20 protein-coding genes are annotated in these 18769 nt (G+C 38.9%); 16 read left to right on the top strand and 4 right to left on the bottom strand.

Going from position 1 to position 18769, the window contains the following annotated elements:
* Positions 1-76: 76 nt before the first annotated feature.
* The 6 genes from cysQ (at position 77) to IEV69_RS03200 (ending at position 4748) form a co-directional block, all read left to right on the top strand.
* A complete protein-coding gene (gene cysQ, locus IEV69_RS03225; RefSeq protein WP_188439399.1) occupies positions 77-868 on the top strand; it encodes a 3'(2'),5'-bisphosphate nucleotidase CysQ in 792 nt (263 codons plus the stop codon).
* Entirely contained in the window at positions 861-1304 is a 444-nt protein-coding gene (locus IEV69_RS03220; protein ID WP_188439397.1) for a DUF2061 domain-containing protein, read from the top strand. Before cysQ ends, IEV69_RS03220 begins: the two co-directional genes overlap by 8 nt.
* Positions 1294-1890 carry an adenylyl-sulfate kinase gene (gene cysC / locus IEV69_RS03215; protein WP_188439395.1) on the top strand — a complete coding sequence of 199 codons (597 nt, stop codon included), beginning with the start codon at positions 1294-1296 and terminating at the stop codon, positions 1888-1890. The genes IEV69_RS03220 and cysC overlap by 11 nt, the downstream gene beginning before the upstream one ends.
* A gap of 1 nt (position 1891) precedes the next feature.
* On the top strand, positions 1892-2797 hold the full coding sequence (cysD, locus tag IEV69_RS03210; RefSeq protein ID WP_188439393.1) for a sulfate adenylyltransferase subunit CysD: 906 nt from the start codon (positions 1892-1894) through the stop codon (positions 2795-2797).
* 143 nt (positions 2798-2940) lie between these two features.
* Positions 2941-3348 carry an endonuclease domain-containing protein gene (locus tag IEV69_RS03205; RefSeq protein ID WP_229741297.1) on the top strand — a complete coding sequence of 136 codons (408 nt, stop codon included), beginning with the start codon at positions 2941-2943 and terminating at the stop codon, positions 3346-3348.
* A gap of 143 nt (positions 3349-3491) precedes the next feature.
* On the top strand, positions 3492-4748 hold the full coding sequence (locus IEV69_RS03200; protein WP_188439391.1) for a sulfate adenylyltransferase subunit 1: 1257 nt from the start codon (positions 3492-3494) through the stop codon (positions 4746-4748).
* Positions 4749-5237: 489 nt separating this feature from the next.
* Here IEV69_RS03200 and IEV69_RS03195 read toward each other — a convergent pair whose 3' ends face one another.
* On the bottom strand, positions 5238-6218 hold the full coding sequence (locus IEV69_RS03195) for an ABC transporter permease (protein WP_188439389.1): 981 nt from the start codon (positions 6216-6218) through the stop codon (positions 5238-5240).
* 410 nt (positions 6219-6628) lie between these two features.
* Here IEV69_RS03195 and IEV69_RS03190 point away from each other — a divergent pair, with 410 nt between their 5' ends.
* Genes IEV69_RS03190 through IEV69_RS03165 form a run of 6 tightly spaced genes read left to right on the top strand, consistent with a single transcriptional unit; the run spans position 6629 to position 12167 of the window.
* Complete coding sequence (locus IEV69_RS03190; protein WP_188439387.1) at positions 6629-7846, top strand: ABC transporter ATP-binding protein; 1218 nt, start codon at positions 6629-6631, stop codon at positions 7844-7846.
* On the top strand, positions 7840-8628 hold the full coding sequence (locus IEV69_RS03185; protein WP_188439385.1) for an FkbM family methyltransferase: 789 nt from the start codon (positions 7840-7842) through the stop codon (positions 8626-8628). Before IEV69_RS03190 ends, IEV69_RS03185 begins: the two co-directional genes overlap by 7 nt.
* Positions 8625-9701, top strand: a complete 1077-nt coding sequence (locus tag IEV69_RS03180) for a DegT/DnrJ/EryC1/StrS family aminotransferase (protein ID WP_188439383.1) — start codon at positions 8625-8627, stop codon at positions 9699-9701. The genes IEV69_RS03185 and IEV69_RS03180 overlap by 4 nt, the downstream gene beginning before the upstream one ends.
* Positions 9702-9703: 2 nt before the next feature.
* Positions 9704-10576, top strand: a complete 873-nt coding sequence (locus tag IEV69_RS03175) for a sulfotransferase family protein (protein ID WP_188439381.1) — start codon at positions 9704-9706, stop codon at positions 10574-10576.
* Positions 10570-11274 carry a methyltransferase gene (locus IEV69_RS03170; protein WP_188439379.1) on the top strand — a complete coding sequence of 235 codons (705 nt, stop codon included), beginning with the start codon at positions 10570-10572 and terminating at the stop codon, positions 11272-11274. Before IEV69_RS03175 ends, IEV69_RS03170 begins: the two co-directional genes overlap by 7 nt.
* Complete coding sequence (locus IEV69_RS03165) at positions 11271-12167, top strand: glycosyltransferase (protein WP_188439377.1); 897 nt, start codon at positions 11271-11273, stop codon at positions 12165-12167. Before IEV69_RS03170 ends, IEV69_RS03165 begins: the two co-directional genes overlap by 4 nt.
* On the opposite strand, the gene IEV69_RS03160 is transcribed toward IEV69_RS03165, so the two are convergent.
* The gene (locus IEV69_RS03160) at positions 12145-12975 is read right to left on the bottom strand and encodes a sulfotransferase family 2 domain-containing protein (protein ID WP_188439375.1); all 831 of its coding nucleotides are present in this window, start codon (positions 12973-12975) and stop codon (positions 12145-12147) included. The genes IEV69_RS03165 and IEV69_RS03160 overlap by 23 nt on opposite strands.
* A gap of 109 nt (positions 12976-13084) precedes the next feature.
* Here IEV69_RS03160 and IEV69_RS03155 point away from each other — a divergent pair, with 109 nt between their 5' ends.
* Entirely contained in the window at positions 13085-13891 is an 807-nt protein-coding gene (locus tag IEV69_RS03155; protein WP_188439373.1) for a glycosyltransferase family 2 protein, read from the top strand.
* Positions 13888-14811 carry a glycosyltransferase family 2 protein gene (locus IEV69_RS03150; RefSeq protein ID WP_188439371.1) on the top strand — a complete coding sequence of 308 codons (924 nt, stop codon included), beginning with the start codon at positions 13888-13890 and terminating at the stop codon, positions 14809-14811. Before IEV69_RS03155 ends, IEV69_RS03150 begins: the two co-directional genes overlap by 4 nt.
* A gap of 316 nt (positions 14812-15127) precedes the next feature.
* Here the strand turns inward: IEV69_RS03150 and IEV69_RS03145 are convergent, their stop codons facing one another.
* On the bottom strand, positions 15128-16099 hold the full coding sequence (locus IEV69_RS03145) for a hypothetical protein (protein WP_188439369.1): 972 nt from the start codon (positions 16097-16099) through the stop codon (positions 15128-15130).
* Between the two features lie 174 nt (positions 16100-16273).
* On the opposite strand from IEV69_RS03145, the gene IEV69_RS03140 reads away from it, so the two are divergent.
* A complete protein-coding gene (locus IEV69_RS03140) occupies positions 16274-16486 on the top strand; it encodes a helix-turn-helix domain-containing protein (RefSeq protein WP_188439367.1) in 213 nt (70 codons plus the stop codon).
* A gap of 917 nt (positions 16487-17403) precedes the next feature.
* On the opposite strand, the gene IEV69_RS03135 is transcribed toward IEV69_RS03140, so the two are convergent.
* The gene (locus IEV69_RS03135) at positions 17404-17715 is read right to left on the bottom strand and encodes a helix-turn-helix domain-containing protein (RefSeq protein ID WP_188439365.1); all 312 of its coding nucleotides are present in this window, start codon (positions 17713-17715) and stop codon (positions 17404-17406) included.
* A gap of 161 nt (positions 17716-17876) precedes the next feature.
* Here IEV69_RS03135 and IEV69_RS03130 point away from each other — a divergent pair, with 161 nt between their 5' ends.
* Positions 17877-18743 carry a hypothetical protein gene (locus IEV69_RS03130; protein ID WP_188439363.1) on the top strand — a complete coding sequence of 289 codons (867 nt, stop codon included), beginning with the start codon at positions 17877-17879 and terminating at the stop codon, positions 18741-18743.
* Positions 18744-18769: the final 26 nt, after the last annotated feature.

Genomic DNA, 18769 nt, shown 5'->3' with positions numbered 1-18769 from the left:
ATTGCAAAAATGATGACAAAATCAACCCTAAAAAAACATTCGTTTATAATACATTTGTCATAAATTGACCGGAACTATGAACAAACTCCTCAAAATTGCTGTTGAAGCGGCCCTTCTTGCCGGAAAAGAAATTATGCACATCTATGCCCGCGATTTTGAAGTGGAATACAAAGAAGACGCCTCCCCGCTCACAGAAGCCGATCAGGCGGCCAATACCGTGATTGTCAATTTACTCAACCAAACACCCATCCCCATCATCAGTGAGGAAAACAAACAATTGCCCTATTCAGAACGCACCGGCTGGGAACGCTGCTGGATTGTCGATCCGTTAGACGGCACCAAAGAGTTTATTAAGAAAAATGACGAGTTTACAGTAAACATTGCGCTGGTTTCTCAGGGAGCACCCGTGATGGGAGTCATTCTGGTCCCCGCCGAAAATCTCTTATACTATGCAATCGTAGAAGAAGGAAAAGCTTACAGGGTCGCCGTTGAGGCAGATTCCACGCCTGAAACGCTGTTCGCGAAAGCGACCCCCATAGCACCGCAATCAGTCCCCGGAAAAATACGGGTGGTAGGCAGCCGGTCTCATATGAATGAGGCCACCTTGGACTTTGTAGAGCAAATGAAAAACAAGGGAAAGGAAATCGAAATCGTTTCCAGGGGCAGCTCCTTAAAACTCTGTCTCATCGCCGAAGGGGCGGCCGATGTCTATCCGCGTTTTGCTCCTACGATGGAATGGGACACCGCGGCCGGACACGCCATTTGCAAAGCAGTGGGCGTCCGGGTACAGGACAGGACCACCGGAAACGAAATGCGTTACAACAAAGAGAACCTCTTAAACAATCATTTTTTGGTAAGCCATGAGTGATCAGTCCCATAAAAGACATATTTTAAAAGCAGTGACCTGGCGCGTTGTGGGCACCATGGACACCATGCTGCTGGCGTGGTGGATTTCCGGCAATCCCATGACCGGATTAAAAATTGGTGTGGCCGAGGTACTCACTAAAATGCTTTTGTATTACCTCCACGAGCGGCTATGGTATAAAATCAACCTTTCCGAAAACGGTTTGCTGAGGGAAAGCCGCAAGCGTCACCTGGCAAAAACACTCACATGGAGGGTGGTGGGAACGATGGACACCATGCTGATTTCCTGGTTCATAACCGGCAATCCCTGGGTGGGTGTACAGATAGGGGTCGCCGAACTGCTCACCAAGATGCTGCTCTACTACTTCCACGAACGGGTGTGGTACCGCGTATCATTCGGATTAAATAAACGACAAAATACTTCAGAAAATGGACAGTAACATCACTCCCCATCAGTTTAGCATCACCCGAGAAGACCGGGCCTATTCACATCAGCATCCCGCTTTTGTGCTGTGGTTTACCGGACTTTCGGGCTCCGGCAAGTCCACCATTGCCAATGCCGTGGAAAAAGCCTTGTTTGAAAAAGGCATGCACACCTATTCCCTGGATGGTGATAACATTCGTGGCGGAATCAATAAAGGGCTGGGCTTTTCTGAAGCCGACCGCACTGAAAACCTGAGGCGCATTGCTGAAGTGGCAAAACTCTTTGTCGATGCCGGGATCATCACCCTGGCAGCATTTATTTCCCCCACCCATAAAGACAGGGCACAGGTAAGGAACATCATTGGCGAGACCGATTTCTTTGAGATTTATGTCGATACACCGCTGCATATCTGCGAGCAACGAGACCCCAAGGGACTCTACAAAAAAGCGCGGGCCGGTGAAATCAAAAACTTTACGGGCATCGATGCGCCTTATGAAGCACCCCTTCAACCGGACCTGATTCTCAAAACTGAGGAGGAACCCGTGCCTGAGCTCGTCAAAAAAGTACTTACCTTTGTACAATCACTGATCGAAAAAAAATAGTATGAGTAAATATTTTCTCAATTATCTGGACGAACTAGAATCAGAAGCCATATTTGTATTGCGCGAAGTATGGGCACAATTTGAAAACCCCGTCATCCTGTTTTCGGGAGGTAAAGATTCTATATTGGTCACCCACCTGGCGCACAAGGCCTTTTATCCGGCCAGGGTTCCTTTTCCGTTACTGCATATTGACACCGGGCACAATTTTCCCGAAACCATCGAATTCCGTGACCGGCTGGCTTCAGAAAAGGGTTTGCAGTTGCTGGTGGGTTCTGTGCAGCAATCCATTGATACGGGTAGGGTAGCGGAGGAGCGTGGTAAAAATGCCACCCGCAATATCCTTCAGACCACCACGTTGCTGGACACCATTGAAGCTCAAAAAATTGACTGCGCCATTGGCGGCGGGCGCCGCGATGAAGAAAAAGCACGCGCCAAGGAACGTTTTTTCTCCCACAGGGATGACTTTGGCCAGTGGGACCCCAAAAACCAACGACCCGAGTTGTGGAACCTGTTCAACGGAAAACAGTTTGAAGGCGAACACTTCAGGGCCTTTCCCATCAGTAACTGGACCGAAATGGACGTGTGGAACTACCTCCTCAGGGAGCAAATAGACATTCCATCACTCTATTTCGCCCACGAGCGACAAGTGGTGTGGCGCAATGATTCCTGGATTCCCGTTTCCGATCATTTAAAGCTGGAACCCGGTGAGGCCATAGAAATAAAAAAGATCCGTTTCAGGACCCTGGGAGACATCACCATCACCGGCGGTATCGAATCAGACGCCGATACCCTCGAAAAAATCGTCACCGAAGTCGCCGCCATGCGACAAACAGAACGCGGCAACCGCACCGACGACAAACGCAGCGAGAGCGCAATGGAAGATAGAAAGCGGGAGGGGTATTTCTGATAATCCGAATTATCCGAATTAATCCGAATTACACGAATTATAAATGGAAAATAATAAAATACTATTCAAGGAAGAAAGTACCCCCCGGCCCCCTAAAGGGGGGGCTTTTGCTAAAATTAAATTATATTAATAATGTTTTTTAAATGAATGACCAAAATCCATATCACCATGAAAGTATGTGGAAAGGAGCCACACAAAACACTTTTAATAAAGCAAAGCAACTTAGGTTGAATATGACTGAGGCAGAAAAAGCATTATGGGAAGAATTAAAAATGAATAAGCTAGAAGGTTATAAGTTTAGAAGACAACATCCGTTGCAAAATTTTATAGCAGACTTTTATTGTCATTCTTTAAAATTAGTGATTGAGGTGGACGGAGAAATTCACTTAACAAAAAAACAAATAAAAATTGACCAGGAACGAACAGAAATATTAAACTCTAATGGAATTGATGTTATTCGTTTTACAAACCAACAAGTCCTTAACGAGTTAGATCAAGTTCTTCTGGAGATTAAAAATGAAATTAAACAGCGAGCAACTCCGCAATCATAAAAAGAATGAAGTGAAAAAGGGATGAAATAAATTTCCGTGCTTTTGCTCTCCCCGCCTAAGGCGGGGACGGGGGGTCAGTGCGGGGTAAATTTGCCAATCCGCGTAATCCGCTTTAAATCCGTGTAATTATATTAGAAAAGAAAATGGAATTAAATAACAACCAACTACTACGTTTCACCACCGCCGGTTCAGTTGATGACGGCAAGAGCACGCTCATTGGGCGATTGTTGTATGACAGTAAGTCTATTTTTGAAGACCAACTCGCTTCGATAGAGGCAACCAGTAAACGCAAAGGACACGAGGGGGTAGACCTGGCATTGTTTACTGACGGACTGCGAGATGAACGGGAGCAGGGCATCACTATCGATGTGGCCTACCGTTATTTTACCACGCCCAAACGTAAATTCATCATTGCCGACACACCCGGTCATATACAATACACCCGCAATATGGTGACCGGTGCTTCTACGGCCAATGCAGCCATTATATTGATCGACGCCCGTCACGGGGTGATAGAACAAACCAAACGGCATGCCTTTATAGCTTCGTTGCTACAGATACCGCATATGATTGTCTGTATCAATAAAATGGACTTGGTAGACCATCAGGAAGCGGTGTTCAACGACATCGTTTCACAATTTGAGGTGTTTTCGTCCAAGCTCGATGTACAGGATGTGCGTTTTATCCCCATCAGCGCCTTGAACGGCGACAATGTGGTGAACCGTTCAGAGCAGATGAATTGGTATCAGGGTTCGCCTTTGTTACACACACTGGAAACCCTGCACATCAGTAGTGATACCAATAAAATTGACGCGCGTTTTGCGGTGCAAACCGTGTTGCGTCCGCAGCGGGAAGGCTTTTTGGACTACCGCGGGTATGCCGGGCGCATTGCCAGCGGCATCTACCGGGTGGGGGATGCGGTCACGGTGTTGCCTTCGGGCTTTACTTCTAAGATAGCCTCCATCAATTCCGGTGAGGAGGAGGTTTCGGAAGCCTTTGCACCTATGTCAGTTTCGATGACGCTGGAAGATGATATCGACATCAGCCGGGGGGATATGATTGTCAAGACCAACAACCAGCCTGAAATGCATCAGGAGTTTGACGTGATGCTGTGCTGGCTCAACGACCAACCGGCGCGGCCAAGGGCTAAATACAGCCTGATGCAAACCACCAACGAGCAAAAGGCGATGATCAAGGAAGTGGTTTATCAAATAGACATCAATACCTACGCCCGCAATACCGAAAACAAAAACCTGACCATGAATGCCATTGCGCGGGTAACCATCAAAACCACACGTCCGTTTATGCTGGACTCCTACCGCGACAACCGGATGACAGGCAGCATCATCTTAATAGATGAAACCACCAACGAAACAGTGGCAGCGGGAATGGTAGTATAATCCGAATGATCCGAATGTATCCGAATTTATGCGAATGGGGCGAATTTTAAAGGGATAATTTGTTGAATGTATTTGATTAAAGTTGACCAATTATTTTGTTTATTAGTCAACTTTCACCCTCCGAAGGTTTACCGAAGGAGGGAGTCCACCAGTTAATAGTAACTAGTAACTAGTGATTAGTAACTAGGGGTTTGTGTTAGTAAAAATAAGTAGTCACCAATCACTCAGTCCACCTGACCCCGACCCCGCCAAAGTCGGGTCGTATATTTGTAGCAAAGAACAATGATTCCAATTTGACCCCGGCGGGGTCACATATTTGTAGCTGCAACGAGCAAGAATTCCAACCTGACCTCAGCGAGGTCACATATTTGTAGCAACGAGCAAGAATTTCACCCTGACCCCGCCGGAGGCGGGTCGTATATTTGTAGCAAAGAACAATGATTTCAATCTGACCCCGGCGGGTCACATATTTGTATAAAAATGGAACAATTACCCCGACAATCGTTCCACCAACACCGGAATCGATATCCTATACAACAACAACGCAATTACAAACAACGGGATACAGGCTGCAATCACAATCAGAAAGTAAGTCAAATATTCCGGAGAGTTACCCACCGCGAGGTCACGACCTGTGAGGATGATGGGGGTGAGGGGGTTGAGTTCCATGATTGTCTTCATAATGCCGTCTTTGGGGATGGCATAGACCACCGGGGTGATATACATCAAAAACTGCATCGCAAAACCAATAATCTTCCCCACGTCCTTATATAACAATCCCAGGGGGGTGATAAACAACCCCAGGGTTGTACCAATCAGCAGTCCGCCGATGATGGCTAGGGGAAAAAATAATAAACTCCACTGCAGTCCCACGCCATATAGAAACACAAAGATGAGCAGCAGGATGATCTTGATGGAGGTATTGAACAATAATTTATAAATACCCGAGAGGATCAAGGCCTCTTTGGGAAAATTGATTTTAGAAAGGATGCCCCGCGCTGCATTGGTGCTTGCCATCGGGGAGTTGATCGCCTCGGTGATAATCGACCACAACAAAGTTCCGGTAAACACATACAGGGGATAGGGAATCCCGGTATCAGAGAGCCGCACGGTGCCGGTACCATTCAGTACAATCCACACCAGGGCTGTGGCCAGTGGCGTCACAAAGGCCCACAAAATCCCAAAATAAGACTGCCGGTACTGCGCTTTGATATCACGCACCGCCAGTTGCCACGCGAGAAAACGGGAGCTTTTAATGTCCTTAAAACTCTCCTTCAGCATCCGCCCAAGCTTTAGCTGACTTTCTTTTTGGTAAATACGGGTTTCCAAATTTGGATATTGGTTATTAAGTGAATGGTTAATGGGTGCTAAGATAGAAAAATTACAAATTCCAAGCACCAAGCACCAAGTATCAAATTCCAAATAAGCCCAGCTGCAGACCCCCCGGTCCGCCACAGGCGGAGAGTCCATCGCGCATTTAAGCACCAAATTCCAAGCACCAAATTCCAAATTCCAAATTCCAAATAACCCCAGCTACAGACCCCCCGGTTTGCCATTGGCAGAGAGTCTACTGCGCATTGAATCTTTACTAAAACCTCTGTGCAACTTTGTGCTTCTTTGTGAAACTCTGTGGTACAACTTTATCGGTACCTTATTTTTAAACCCAAATCCACCACGTATAAAAATTCCAAATTTGCTTCGCCAGTTCGCTTCGCTCGTGTCAAATCTCAAATTCCAAATAAGCCTAAAGCCTACAGCCTAAAGCCTACAGCCTAATGCCTAAAGCCTAAAGCCTACAGCTTAAAACCTACAGCAAATTCAAAATTTCTTTTTATCTTCGACTTTTAAAAACAACCTCCCCAAAAACAATCAAAACATCCATGGAAGAACCCCTGGTCATCGTTGAAAACCTCTCCAAAAAGTTCTGCAAAGACCTCAAGACCAGCCTTTGGTATGGCGTCAAGGACCTGTGGAGCGGGGTGACGGGCAATAAGAACGAACGCCTGTTGCGGGACAAGGAGTTTTGGGCGGTGAAGGACATTAGTTTTACATTGCGCCGCGGCGAGTGCTTAGGACTTATTGGCCATAACGGGGCCGGGAAGAGTACGCTGCTTAAAATACTCAACGGACTCATCAACCCCGATGCCGGAAAGGTCACCATCAAAGGCCGGGTGGGCGCTTTGATTGAACTGGGTGCCGGCTTTAACCCCATTTTGACCGGACGCGAAAACATTTACAACAACGGCGCCATCCTGGGCTTTAGCAGAAAGGAGATTGACAGCAAGCTCGATGCCATCATTGCCTTTGCCGAGCTGGAAGACTTTATCGATATGCCCGTACAGAATTACAGCAGCGGTATGAAAGTGCGCTTGGGCTTTGCCGTGGCAGCACAAATGGAGCCGGATGTATTGATTATTGATGAGGTACTGGCGGTGGGCGACCTAGGGTTTGTGTTGAAGTGTTTCAAAACCATTGATACCATTTTACCCAGAACTGCTGTGATTTTTGTGTCACACAATATGCCCATGGTGTCCAGAGTTGCAACAAGTATAATGATGTTAGAGTCAGGAAAGGCTTTGTTTCAAGGTAATCAGGTTTCTGAAGGAATTGATTTATATTACCAAAGGTTTTATACTGGTCAAGAATCAAATGTTGTATTTGATTCCGGAAATATAAAACTAACGAATTCTTTTGTTGAAGGCGTTCAACCTTTTGAAAATTTATATGATGTTGAATGGGGAAGTTCAATTAAAATTACATTTGAAATAAGATTAATAGACCATGATAAAGTCCCTAATATTTCTTTAGCAGTGTATGATAAAGAGCAAAGGGGTGTAGCAGAAGCAATTATTGAAAATCAAGATCTTTTTAATATTGATAAAATTGATGATAATTTATTAAGAGTTACAATTCAATTGAGTAATTTACAATTGTCAAAGGGGATATATTATATAACCTTCACGGCATCTGAAAAGCTAGAGAATAATGTATTTTACAAAGAACATAAGGCAATTTCACTTAGGATAATCCATAACAGACAAATGTGGACTCCTTTTCTACTTGATGCAAAAATTACTGAAATAAATACAACATGGTAAAAAAGATACTAAAGAGGTTTTTTAATTTTTTGGGATTCACCATTATTAAAAAGTCTACTCATTTAAAACTATTAAGAGCCAAGCCTAGTCGAAAAGATGAATATTCTAAGAATAATTTATTGCACAATTTCTTTACGTTATTAAAAAACCAAAATTTTAATCCGGAAGTAATATTTGATGTAGGTGCTCATAAAGGCACATGGACAAAACAATGTTTACTCTATTTTCCAAACGCTCAATATTATCTATTTGAACCCCAATTAGAACTTAAAAATGATATTTCAACAAATATACCTTTAGATAAAAACATTACTTTATTTAATATTGGTATAGGGGATACAGAAAGCACAATGAGTTTTACATTACATAGCCGGGATGATGGTAGAAGTTTTTCTTATAGTGGAACAGAAGCAAATAATCTCGGATTTAAACAAATAGAACTACCGGTAAATCGATTGGATAATGTAATTGAAAAACATAGATTACCTTTACCTGATATCCTTAAGATTGATGCTGAAGGATTTGATATAAAAGTACTGAAAGGAGCGGGTAAGTATTTAATTGAAATTGAAATCATATTAGTTGAAGTTGGTGTTATGAACAAAAGAGTTCCAAATAATGTAAAGGAGGTTGTAAACTTCTTAGATGAAAAAGGATTTATGTTTTTTGATATTACTGACTTAAACAGACCATTTGAGAATAAAATTCTTTGGCTTTGTGAATTTGTTTTTATTAAAAAAAATGGAAAATTAGATAAGAATTATCAATTTACTACAAAATGATCACCGTCACCAAAACTTTTCTCCCACCCATAGAAGAGTACCGCGCCATTCTACAGCGCGCCTGGGACAAGCAGTGGTTGACCAACCGGGGCGAACTGGTGTTGGAACTTGAAGGCAAACTAAAAACCTATTTAGAAGTACCTAACCTTACCTGTACCAACAACGGGACAGTACCCTTGCAAATTGCACTCGAGCTGCTGGGCAAGGGCGGTGAAATTATTACCACTCCCTTTAGCTATGTTGCCACCACAGCAGCCATCGTATGGCAACATTGTACGCCGGTGTTTGTGGACATCCACCCGGAGTATTTAACCATTGATGAACGGTTGATTGAAGCTGCGATTACGCCCAAAACGACGGCCATTCTCGCTACCCATGTCTTTGGCAACCCTTGTGCGGTGGAAGCAATTGAGGCCATTGCTTACAAGCATGGACTCAAAGTGATTTATGATGCTGCCCACGCTTTTGGCGTGAGCTACAAAGGTGAATCCCTTTTTACCTATGGCGATGTAAGTACCTGTAGCTTTCACGCTACGAAACTCTTTCATACGGGTGAGGGTGGATGTTGGATTACAAAAAATAAGGAATTAAATGACTTGATGTTTTACAGTCATAATTTTGGACACTTTAAACCTGAGCAATATTTTGATGTTGGAATAAATGCTAAAATGAGTGAACTTCAAGCTGCATTGGGTTTAGCTGTTTTACCCTATGTAGATTCGTTAATAGAAGAAAGAAAACAAATATATGACACCTATAACTCAACAATTAATTTTAATGATAAAAGAAGGATATCATTACGTGAAGGAACTTATTGGAATTATAGTTATTACCCTATTATTTTAAAATCTGAAGAGACCTTAAAACAACTCATGTTTAATCTCACAGAAAAACAAATTAATACAAGAAGGTATTTTTACCCTTCATTAAATACATTAAACTATTTACAGTATAAAGAAATGATAGTTTCTGAAGATATTTCTAAAAGAATACTATGTTTGCCTATTTACAAAGGTTTAGCTGCTGACGAAATTGAATTGGTGGTTCGTATTATAAACAATCTTAAAGAATAAAAATGAAAAGCTTTATATGGGATAAGCCAATTTTTATTTTAGGAAACCCACGATCTGGGACATCACTTTTGAGACTTATACTTCACAACAACGACCGTATTTCTATTCCACCTGAATCTCATTTTTTTCTTTGGTTAGAAGAAAAATATGGTAATTGGAAAGATGATTATTTACATCAATATATTGAGGACTTATTTAATTCAACAAAGTTTGAAACTTGGAATATTTCTAAATCTGAATTAATCAGATTTCTTGAATCAGAAAAAATTCAAAACTATGCACATTTAACTAGTCTTATATATTATTTTTATTCCAGAAATAGCACTGAACAAATTTTTTATTGGGGAGATAAGAATAGTTTATGGAAAGACAAACTTGAACGGATTAAACACTATTATCCAAACGCGCTCTATGTTCATATAATTAGAGATGGTAGAGATATTGCTTGTTCTTATAAAAATCTGGCTAAAAAGGAGTTGAAACACAAATATGCCCCAAAGCTGTCAAATAAAATTGAAGTCATAGCGCAAGATTGGAAAACAAACATAGCATCTATAGAGAGGTTCTTAGATACCATACATTCTGATAATAAAATAACAATTTATTATGAAGATTTAGTTAGAAATTTAAAATTGACCACAAAAAAAGTGTTAGATAAACTGAATTTAGACTTTATGGACAATCAATTGTTTTATTATAAAAATGAGTCTTCAAATATTGAACCGCTTGAGTTTTTGAATTGGAAAGAAAAATTAATGCAACCCCCGGATATTAATAACATCGGTAAATTTAATAAGGACCTTACAAAAATGGATATTAAAACTTTCAACAATATTGCAAAAGCAACCCTTGAAAAGCATGGTTACTTATGTTAGATTCAAAAAAATATTACAATGTAATTGCCAAGGATTATACATTAATCTCTAAAGAGAGAATAAATTATTTAAACGCCGTTGATGATATTATTATATCAGAAAATAAGAATAAAAAAATCAATAATTATTTAGACATTGGTTCAGGAGATGGCAGAAGAAGTCTCAAAATGATTAATTCATTGAATCCCTTAAATTCGACATTGGTTGACGATAGTTCAAAAATGCTGGAGCAAATCAAATCAGTTAAAAATTTAACTATAGCTAATAATTCTTTTTTTGATTATAAAACTGACAGAAAATTTGATTTAATTACCTGTTTGTGGAATGTAATTGGCCATATAAATTCAAATACCTTAAGAAAGCAATTTTTTCAGATAATTGAAAAACGTTTAAACAGTGGAGGAGTCTTTTATTTAGATGTAAATAACAGATACAACATTACTCATTACGGTTATTCAAACGTTATGAAAAACCTGAAGATAGATTTTTTAAGTCCTAGTGATAATAATGGAGTTTTTCATATTGGTGAAGGTGATAAGAAAACTAAAGTTTTTATTCATAACCCTTTTGATTTAACATCTTACGTTAAAAATTTGAACTTAGAAATTCAAAAAACCTGGTTTCTTGATTATAATACTGGTGAAATAAAAGATACATTTTTTGAAGGACAGCTTTTTTATAAAATAACAAATAAATGAATCAAATAAAACCTCTATTAAGTATTAGGTTTATGATTTTCAACAATGAAGATTATATTAATGAGGCTATAGAAGGTATTCTGATTCAAAAAACAGATTTTCCCATTGAGGTTGTTGTAGGTGATGATTTTTCGACTGATCGAACTTTAGAAATTGTAAAATCGTATTCAAACACACAAAACATAACATTCAAAATTTTAGATAGAAAACCTTATGATTCATATTGGAAAGTAAGAAAAAAGAAAGGTAGAATCTATAATTTTATCGATATTCTCAATAATTGTGAAGGTAAATATATTGCTTTATTAGATGGCGACGACTACTGGACAGACCCGTTAAAATTGCAAAAGCAAGTAGATTTTTTGGAGGTAAATAAGGAGTGTGTTATTTGTTTTCATCGTGCAAATTTATTGCGTGAAAACAATTCTTTATCGCTTCATCCCATTCCTGAAATTTCGGATTTTTTTGAATTTAAATATTCTGATCTCTTGAGGTATCACAATTTTATTACCACTTCGAGTGTTGTGTTTAGGAAGCCAATTAAGTTTTCAATTCCTATTTGGTTTACAAAAATCCCATTTGGAGATTTAGGACTCTATAAAATATTAACCTTAAATGGTGGAAGCATTAAATGTTTGAATGAAGTCATGTCTGTTTATAGAATTCATGAAAAAGGTATTTATTCAAAGTTCAACAAAAAAGAAAAAGATAAAAATTATCTAACATTTTATTCTATTATTTATCCAATTCTAAGTAAAGAAGAGAAGCAAATTGTAGTCAAAAAGCAAGAATATAAAATTGAAAATTTATCTAAGCTAAAATACCCAAAGTTTGAATGGAAGCAATATTTATATAAATTATATTTAAGTTTTAGGTATCCTTTGAAGAGTTAATGTTTACCACGCGCTGCAAAATTATTTTTCCAAATGGATTTGAATAGAGTTTATTACTCAACCATAATAACTTCAATTGAAAAGATAATCCTTTAATTTTTGTTTGATATTCCAAAAAAAGTTTTTCTACATAGGAATATAACTGCTCATCTCCATAATTTTTAGCGGTAATTATTTTTTTGGTTTCTAAATCAATTGATTTTTTTTTATTATGATGAGTTCCTTTGTTTAAATATTTATAATAAGGTAACCCCCATCCATATAATTTACTTAAGATAATTAAAGAAATGTCAAACTGTTCTTGAAGTCCAACAAATGAAAAATGTTGGTCAATATTTTTTTTTGCTTTATCTAGCATTTTTTGCTCACTTGCACCTTTTAAACCACTTATCCATCTTATTTGAGCGTTATGAACATCTTCATCGATAGAATTAGCTACAAATTCCTTTAAGGACCAATTATTGTCTTTAATTTGATTATATAGCCGGTGTTGAGGTCGGCTTTTTGCATAATGATAAAATGAAACAATTCGGTCTTCCGGTTTTCTTAAAAAGGTAAAATAATCAGAAGGACCTACTAGATATTTATGAAGCCCAAAATACATATGACCTTTTAATAATTTTATTTTAGCTCTTTCTTTTTCAGGAAGCTCCTTGAATTCAGAGATATTTAGTTTAGTATTATCAACTACTTTTATACTAAAGGTGTTTTCTTTAGAATACAATATATCTAGTATTCCGTGAAGTGTATTACCCCCATTTTTTGGAAGATGTAAAAAAATAATATTTTGTTCATTATATCTAGCCATTGAAACAAAAAAAAGTTGAGAAAACTAAATTAGTTAAATAATTTGATTCAAATCTTTAGTACACTTTTTTTATTTAATGACAAGTTATATCTTGCCTTAAATTATTTATATGACACCCAAGTTATCCATAATAATTCCTTGCTACAATACTGAGTCAACGCTAGGAGAAACTTTAACTTCTGTTAAAACACAAGTTTTTGAAAATTGGGAGGCCATTATTGTCAATGACAGTTCTCCAGATGGTTTAGAACGAATTGCATTAGATTGGGTAGATAAAGATTCTCGTTTCAAATACTATAAAAAAGAAAACGGTGGTTTAGGCGATGCCCGAAATTTTGGAATTTCAAAATCAAATGGTGTCTATATCCTCCCTTTAGATTCTGACAATAAAATAAGACCTGATTTCACTAAAAAAGCTATAAATATATTGGACCAAGAGCCAAGCGTTGGTGTAGTCCATGGAAATGCGATGTTTTTTGGAGAAAAAGAAGAAGAGTGGATTATTAATCAATATAATTTTGAACAAATGTTAATAAAAAACTATATAGATGCCTGTGCTGTTTATAGAAAATCATTGTGGAAGAATGTAAATGGTTATGATACTAAAATGCCCTATCAGGGGAATGAAGATTGGGATTTATGGCTTGCATTTGGTTCAATTAAAACGACTTTTAAACATTTAAATGAAATTACTTTTGATTATAGGGTTTCTAAAAATTCAATGATAAATTCATTTAACTCTGAAATGTTTGCTGCTAATAAAAGTTATATAAGGAAAAAATATTGTGATTATTATTTTTTTTATTTTAATAAAAATTTCAAAGAACTAGCAGAATTTAATGAAAGTCCTTTTAGAAGCACCTTGTATTTTTTTAAAAAATGGATAAAGTCATTAATTGTTAATTCCGGTAAATGAGTAACATAACGAAAAAAATATTTATTGTAACCGTCACCTACAACGCCATGCCCTGGATTGACCGCTGTTTGCAAAGCGCCGGCAATCATCCGGTAATAGTTGTTGACAATGCTTCAACAGACAAAACAGTTGCTCACATACAATCCAATTATCCAAAAGTTACGCTATTGCCCCAAGACAAAAACATAGGCTTTGGTCAGGGCAACAATGTGGGTATTTCGTATGCTTTAAAACATGGAGCAGAAAGCATATTTTTATTGAACCAGGATGCTTATTTGGTTGATGACTGTTTAGAAGTTCTTGTCAAAAAACAACAAGTCAATCCGCAATTTGGTATTTTGAGTCCCATTCATCTTAATGGAAAAGGCAATGTGCTGGATAGAAATTTTGGCAACTACATCAGTTTTCAAAAAGCCCCTAAATTAATGTCAGACCTACTTATTGACAAATCAGGGGAGCTGTATGAAGTGCCCTTTGTCAACGCTGCAGGGTGGTTACTATCTCGTGAATGTATAGAAACTGTGGGCGGTTTTGATCCAATCTTTTTTCATTATGGGGAGGATGATAACTATTGCCAGCGTGTTTTATATCATGGCTTAAAAATAGGGATTGTTCTTGACACTTTTTTACGTCATGATAGGGAAGACAGAGTAATCAAGCCGATAATGAAATATAGTAATGCCTATTATAAGCAACTTGAAAGACGCTATAAATTGATTTATGGAGATGTAAACAAGAAAGAGTTTACAATTCAAAAAGAAATCAATCAATTAAAGAAAAAGTTATTGAGACACTATTTAAAACTGCAGTTTTCAAATGCCTCAAAAACCAAAACACAACTAACACTTTTGAAATCATTAATTGAGCCAATTGCAGTTAGCCGTAAAAAAAATATAGAACCAGGGGAACATTACTTATAATAAAGAAAGAACCGCAAAATTGAATCTTCTCATAATCACCTATAAAACATACCTAGCGTACTTCCACCTAAAGAAACACATTGAAGTTACTGTTGTTAAGGATGATTTAAGTAACAGAGTTCTCACATTTTCACATAACAATGCTAAGTAAATTCCGGCAGGGCTGATCCAATGCCACATGCAATCTTCAAAACAATGAAAATGTGTTTCATACTATCTACTGGTTTGAAAACGAATGAGTACGGTTTGGTTACCCATCTGATGCGTGCTTACTAAACACGGGGTATTTTCAATGCCCATGACCTTTAGCAGGACTTTAAATGGATTGTTGGTTTTTTCTGTTAAACAATCTATCCATATACCTTTCACGTTCTTTTTCCAAAAGTAAGAGCTGTTGGTCAGCGATGTTTTGCGATTCCATTAGAAATGTTTGACATTTTTTCCATGCTTTATTAGCTTGTTCTAAACTTAAGGGGGTATTCACTTTAAATTTCATATACTGGTCTGCTTTAATAAGATGGTGGTAGAGAAGATGGTTTTCATAGGTATTGTTGTGAAACAATTGCTTAGGGAAATCACCAAAATGACTACACAGATGCAGAAGGTAAGGAAGTGCGGCATAAGAGGGCTTATACTCCCAAAACAGATAAATTAATCCCAAACAACTTTGCCTGAGTACATTTTGCAATACTTCAAAATGCGCGATTGGATTATCATAAGTACCTACACAGCCGGTGATTTCCATCAGGTAGTTTGCTCTTTCAATACGTGTTTCCCAGTGCCTGGTTATTTTGTCAACAATTTGTTCATGACGGTTTATTTTGTTTGATTTAAAGTGTAACCATTTGTCAGTAACCGTATAAACGCACCGGCTGTAATTGAGTATATGCTTAAGAAAGTTATTTCCACAGGTTATTTTTGCTTCAAACTCTGTTGCTGAATAGGCAATCAGATACACTTTAGCCCTGTTTTGGGTGTGGTTGTAAAGGGCATCCATAAGTTGGGCGGGGTTGGTGCCATTACCAGTGTAAAGGGGTTTGGCAGTAATGAGAAAAAGGGTATAGGTATATTCCCGTTTCAGGGATGTTTCCCTGGGAGGAAAGTAACATCGGGTCTCCTTACTGTGGGTTTGCTTGCTGATCAAAAAGGCAGCGTCCAAATGATGGTGAAGCCGCAGATAGGCAATGATTTTTTTCAGTAAGGTGTCTTTGGTGTGCAAAACAGACGCTTGAACAGTTGTTTTGCCGGCTGCTGTAGCAGCATTTTCTGAAGTGGAAGTTGTTTTCATAAGGCGTTGGTTTAATAAATGCAGTGAGTACTTCAATATAAATATGTATTGTATTACAATACAAATATATATTAAAAAATATTATTTTACAATATATTTTTATACTATAATTTAACACACTTAAAATGGGGGAGTACAACAGGGCTTAAAAAAAACCTTATATTTGAAAAAGCTATGCATAAAAAAAAGATGGAATTAAACAGGATCAAAGCCATACTGAAAGAGCAGGGACGCACCCAAACCTGGCTGGCTGAGCAAATAGACAGGAGTTATGTAGTCGTCACCAATTACTGCAACAACAACGCACAACCCCCTTTGGAAGTACTCTATACCATTTCAAAAATACTGGACGTCGATATCAGGGACTTGCTTGTTAAGACAAAATAGGGTTTTGGGTTCAAGGTTCAAGGTTCAGAGTTCAAGGTTCAAGGTTTCGGGTTTAAAGTTTGATTTTTGGAATTTTGAATTAGCTTTAGGCTATAAGCAGTAGGCTGTAGGCTTATTTGGGGAATTATGAGTTTTGAATTTTGAATTTTGAATTTGCTTTAGGCTTATTTGGAATTTGCCCTTCGATAAACTCAGGGTGACAAATTGGAATATAGCTAACGCTCAGTTCAGCCGGGGGCCTCGTGTGGTGCTTGGAATTTGCAGATTTGCGAATTTGCATATTTGTTGATTTGCGGGTTTTGGGATTGGAGTTTTAGATTTGGAATTTTTTATGCGCGGTGGATCCCTTTAGGGACACAGGGGTGCGGCTGGGGTATCAGTTTCTTTCAAGGGTGTTACTGTCAGATTTGGGCTTCGCCCACCGTATCCGTCAAAGGCGGAGAAGGTGGGGTTAAAAATAAGGATTATTTGGGGAATTATGAGTTTTGAATTTGGTATTTGGAATTTGGAATCTCCCTACGCTAAAGCTTCGGAAGACAAGTTTGGAATTTAGCTAACGCTCAGTTCAGCCGGGGCCCTCGTATGGTGCTTGGTGCTTGGAATTTGGTACTTGGTACTTGTAATTTGCCTCGCCAACCGCTTCGTCGCACGCTGTCGCAGAAGCTTTTTATCCTCCGAATCCGCCTGAGGCGGAGAAGGTGGATAGCGTAGGCGCCCTGGATCCGCCTTTTGGCGGAGCAAGGCGGAAAGTTTACTGTAGGTTGGGTACTTGGTGCTTGGTACTTGGTGCTTGGAATTTGGTGCTTGGTACTTGGTATTTGGAATTTGCTTCGCCAACCGCTTCGTCGCTTGAAGCTTTGAAGCGCAAGGCGGAAAGTTTACTGTAGGTTGGGTACTTGTAATTTGGAATTTCAAATTTAAAGGTCCTTATTATTTAACTGCAGTTTCAATTCGTTAAGACGTTCTTCAATTTCGCGAATCAATTTTTCAGGCGGGGTCTCATAGACAGGAGCGGTTTCACTAACTTCTGAATGGTCACGAAACAAATAATTCAAATCCAAGTCAGGAAAATAGGCGATGGTTTTATACAGAAACTTGACGGAGGGTTTTGATTTGTCGTTGAGGTAATTACTTACCAACGAACGGTTTTCATCGAGGTCTTCAGCAAATTGCTTGATGGAAATGCCCCGCGCTTTCAGGTGCTTCTTTATTTTTTGTCCAACCGGCATTTTTTATCTTAAAAAGTTTGTTATATACAACATAAAGTTGTAAATTAGTTTTGTATAGGAAACAGTTGATTGTTTTCCTAGACCTTTACAAATATACTAACAATTTCTTTGTTTTTAAACTTTGTGAATTCCGGTACTTTTTCATTTAAACCTGTATACTTATGGAAACAATTGCTCAAACACTACCAAAACACCCCTTTTCATGCCTGAGTGTGGAACTCATTGATGTAGTCAAAACCTTAAAGTCCAAACTGGATATCCGGGCGTTGTATTGTTTTGGTTTGCGTCAACAAAATGGGTTACAAACAAGTTTTATCGTTCCCGGCACTGAGCGTGCACAACAAAGGATTCACCTTGACTTATTGGTGATACCCACAAAAATCCCTCCCCGGGCTACCACCCATTTGAGTGCCCTTATTGAGAAACAAACCCGGGGGCGTTACAATGTGTCATTGCTTTTACATACCCCTTCACAAGTACGGGCAGCCACCTCCAAAAACGGGTTCCTGTTCCACAACATCCTGAAGCAGGGTCGGTTGTTGTATGCACACCCTTCTTGGAATGCAGTGCATTCAGATACCCGAGTGTATAGCTTAAAAGCCTCACACGTAAAAAAAATCACCACACGGCGCTTATACAATGCGCAGCAACTGTTTCAACTGGAAGATGCGATCACGGGAGTAGAAGGAGGGCATTTGCGGGTAAGTTTGATGCGTTCAGGGTTAGAACAGCTTTGCCTGGCCATCATTTACGCCTGTTTGGGGTATCACCCCAATCAGTTTCATTTAGACCACCTTTTTTCATTGTGTGCACATTGTACACCCCTAGTAAACGAGGTGTTCCCCAATGAGACTGAGGAAGATCAAGCCATCCTTTCGATGCTACACACCTCCCCACAATCACTGCGGGCTATGCATCCTAAACAGTTTACCCATACCCAATTGCTTGTGCTTGTAGAACGCTGTTATAAACTCTATTCCAAAACGGAAACACTGCTCCGGAATCAAATTGCCGGTCTCCAAACATAAGCTGGATAAAATATTATGAACGCATA

The sequence above is a fragment of the Planktosalinus lacus genome, assembly GCF_014640155.1.
Classification (GTDB): Bacteria; Bacteroidota; Bacteroidia; order Flavobacteriales; family Flavobacteriaceae; genus Planktosalinus; species Planktosalinus lacus.
This window is presented reverse-complemented; position numbering and strand designations above follow the sequence as displayed.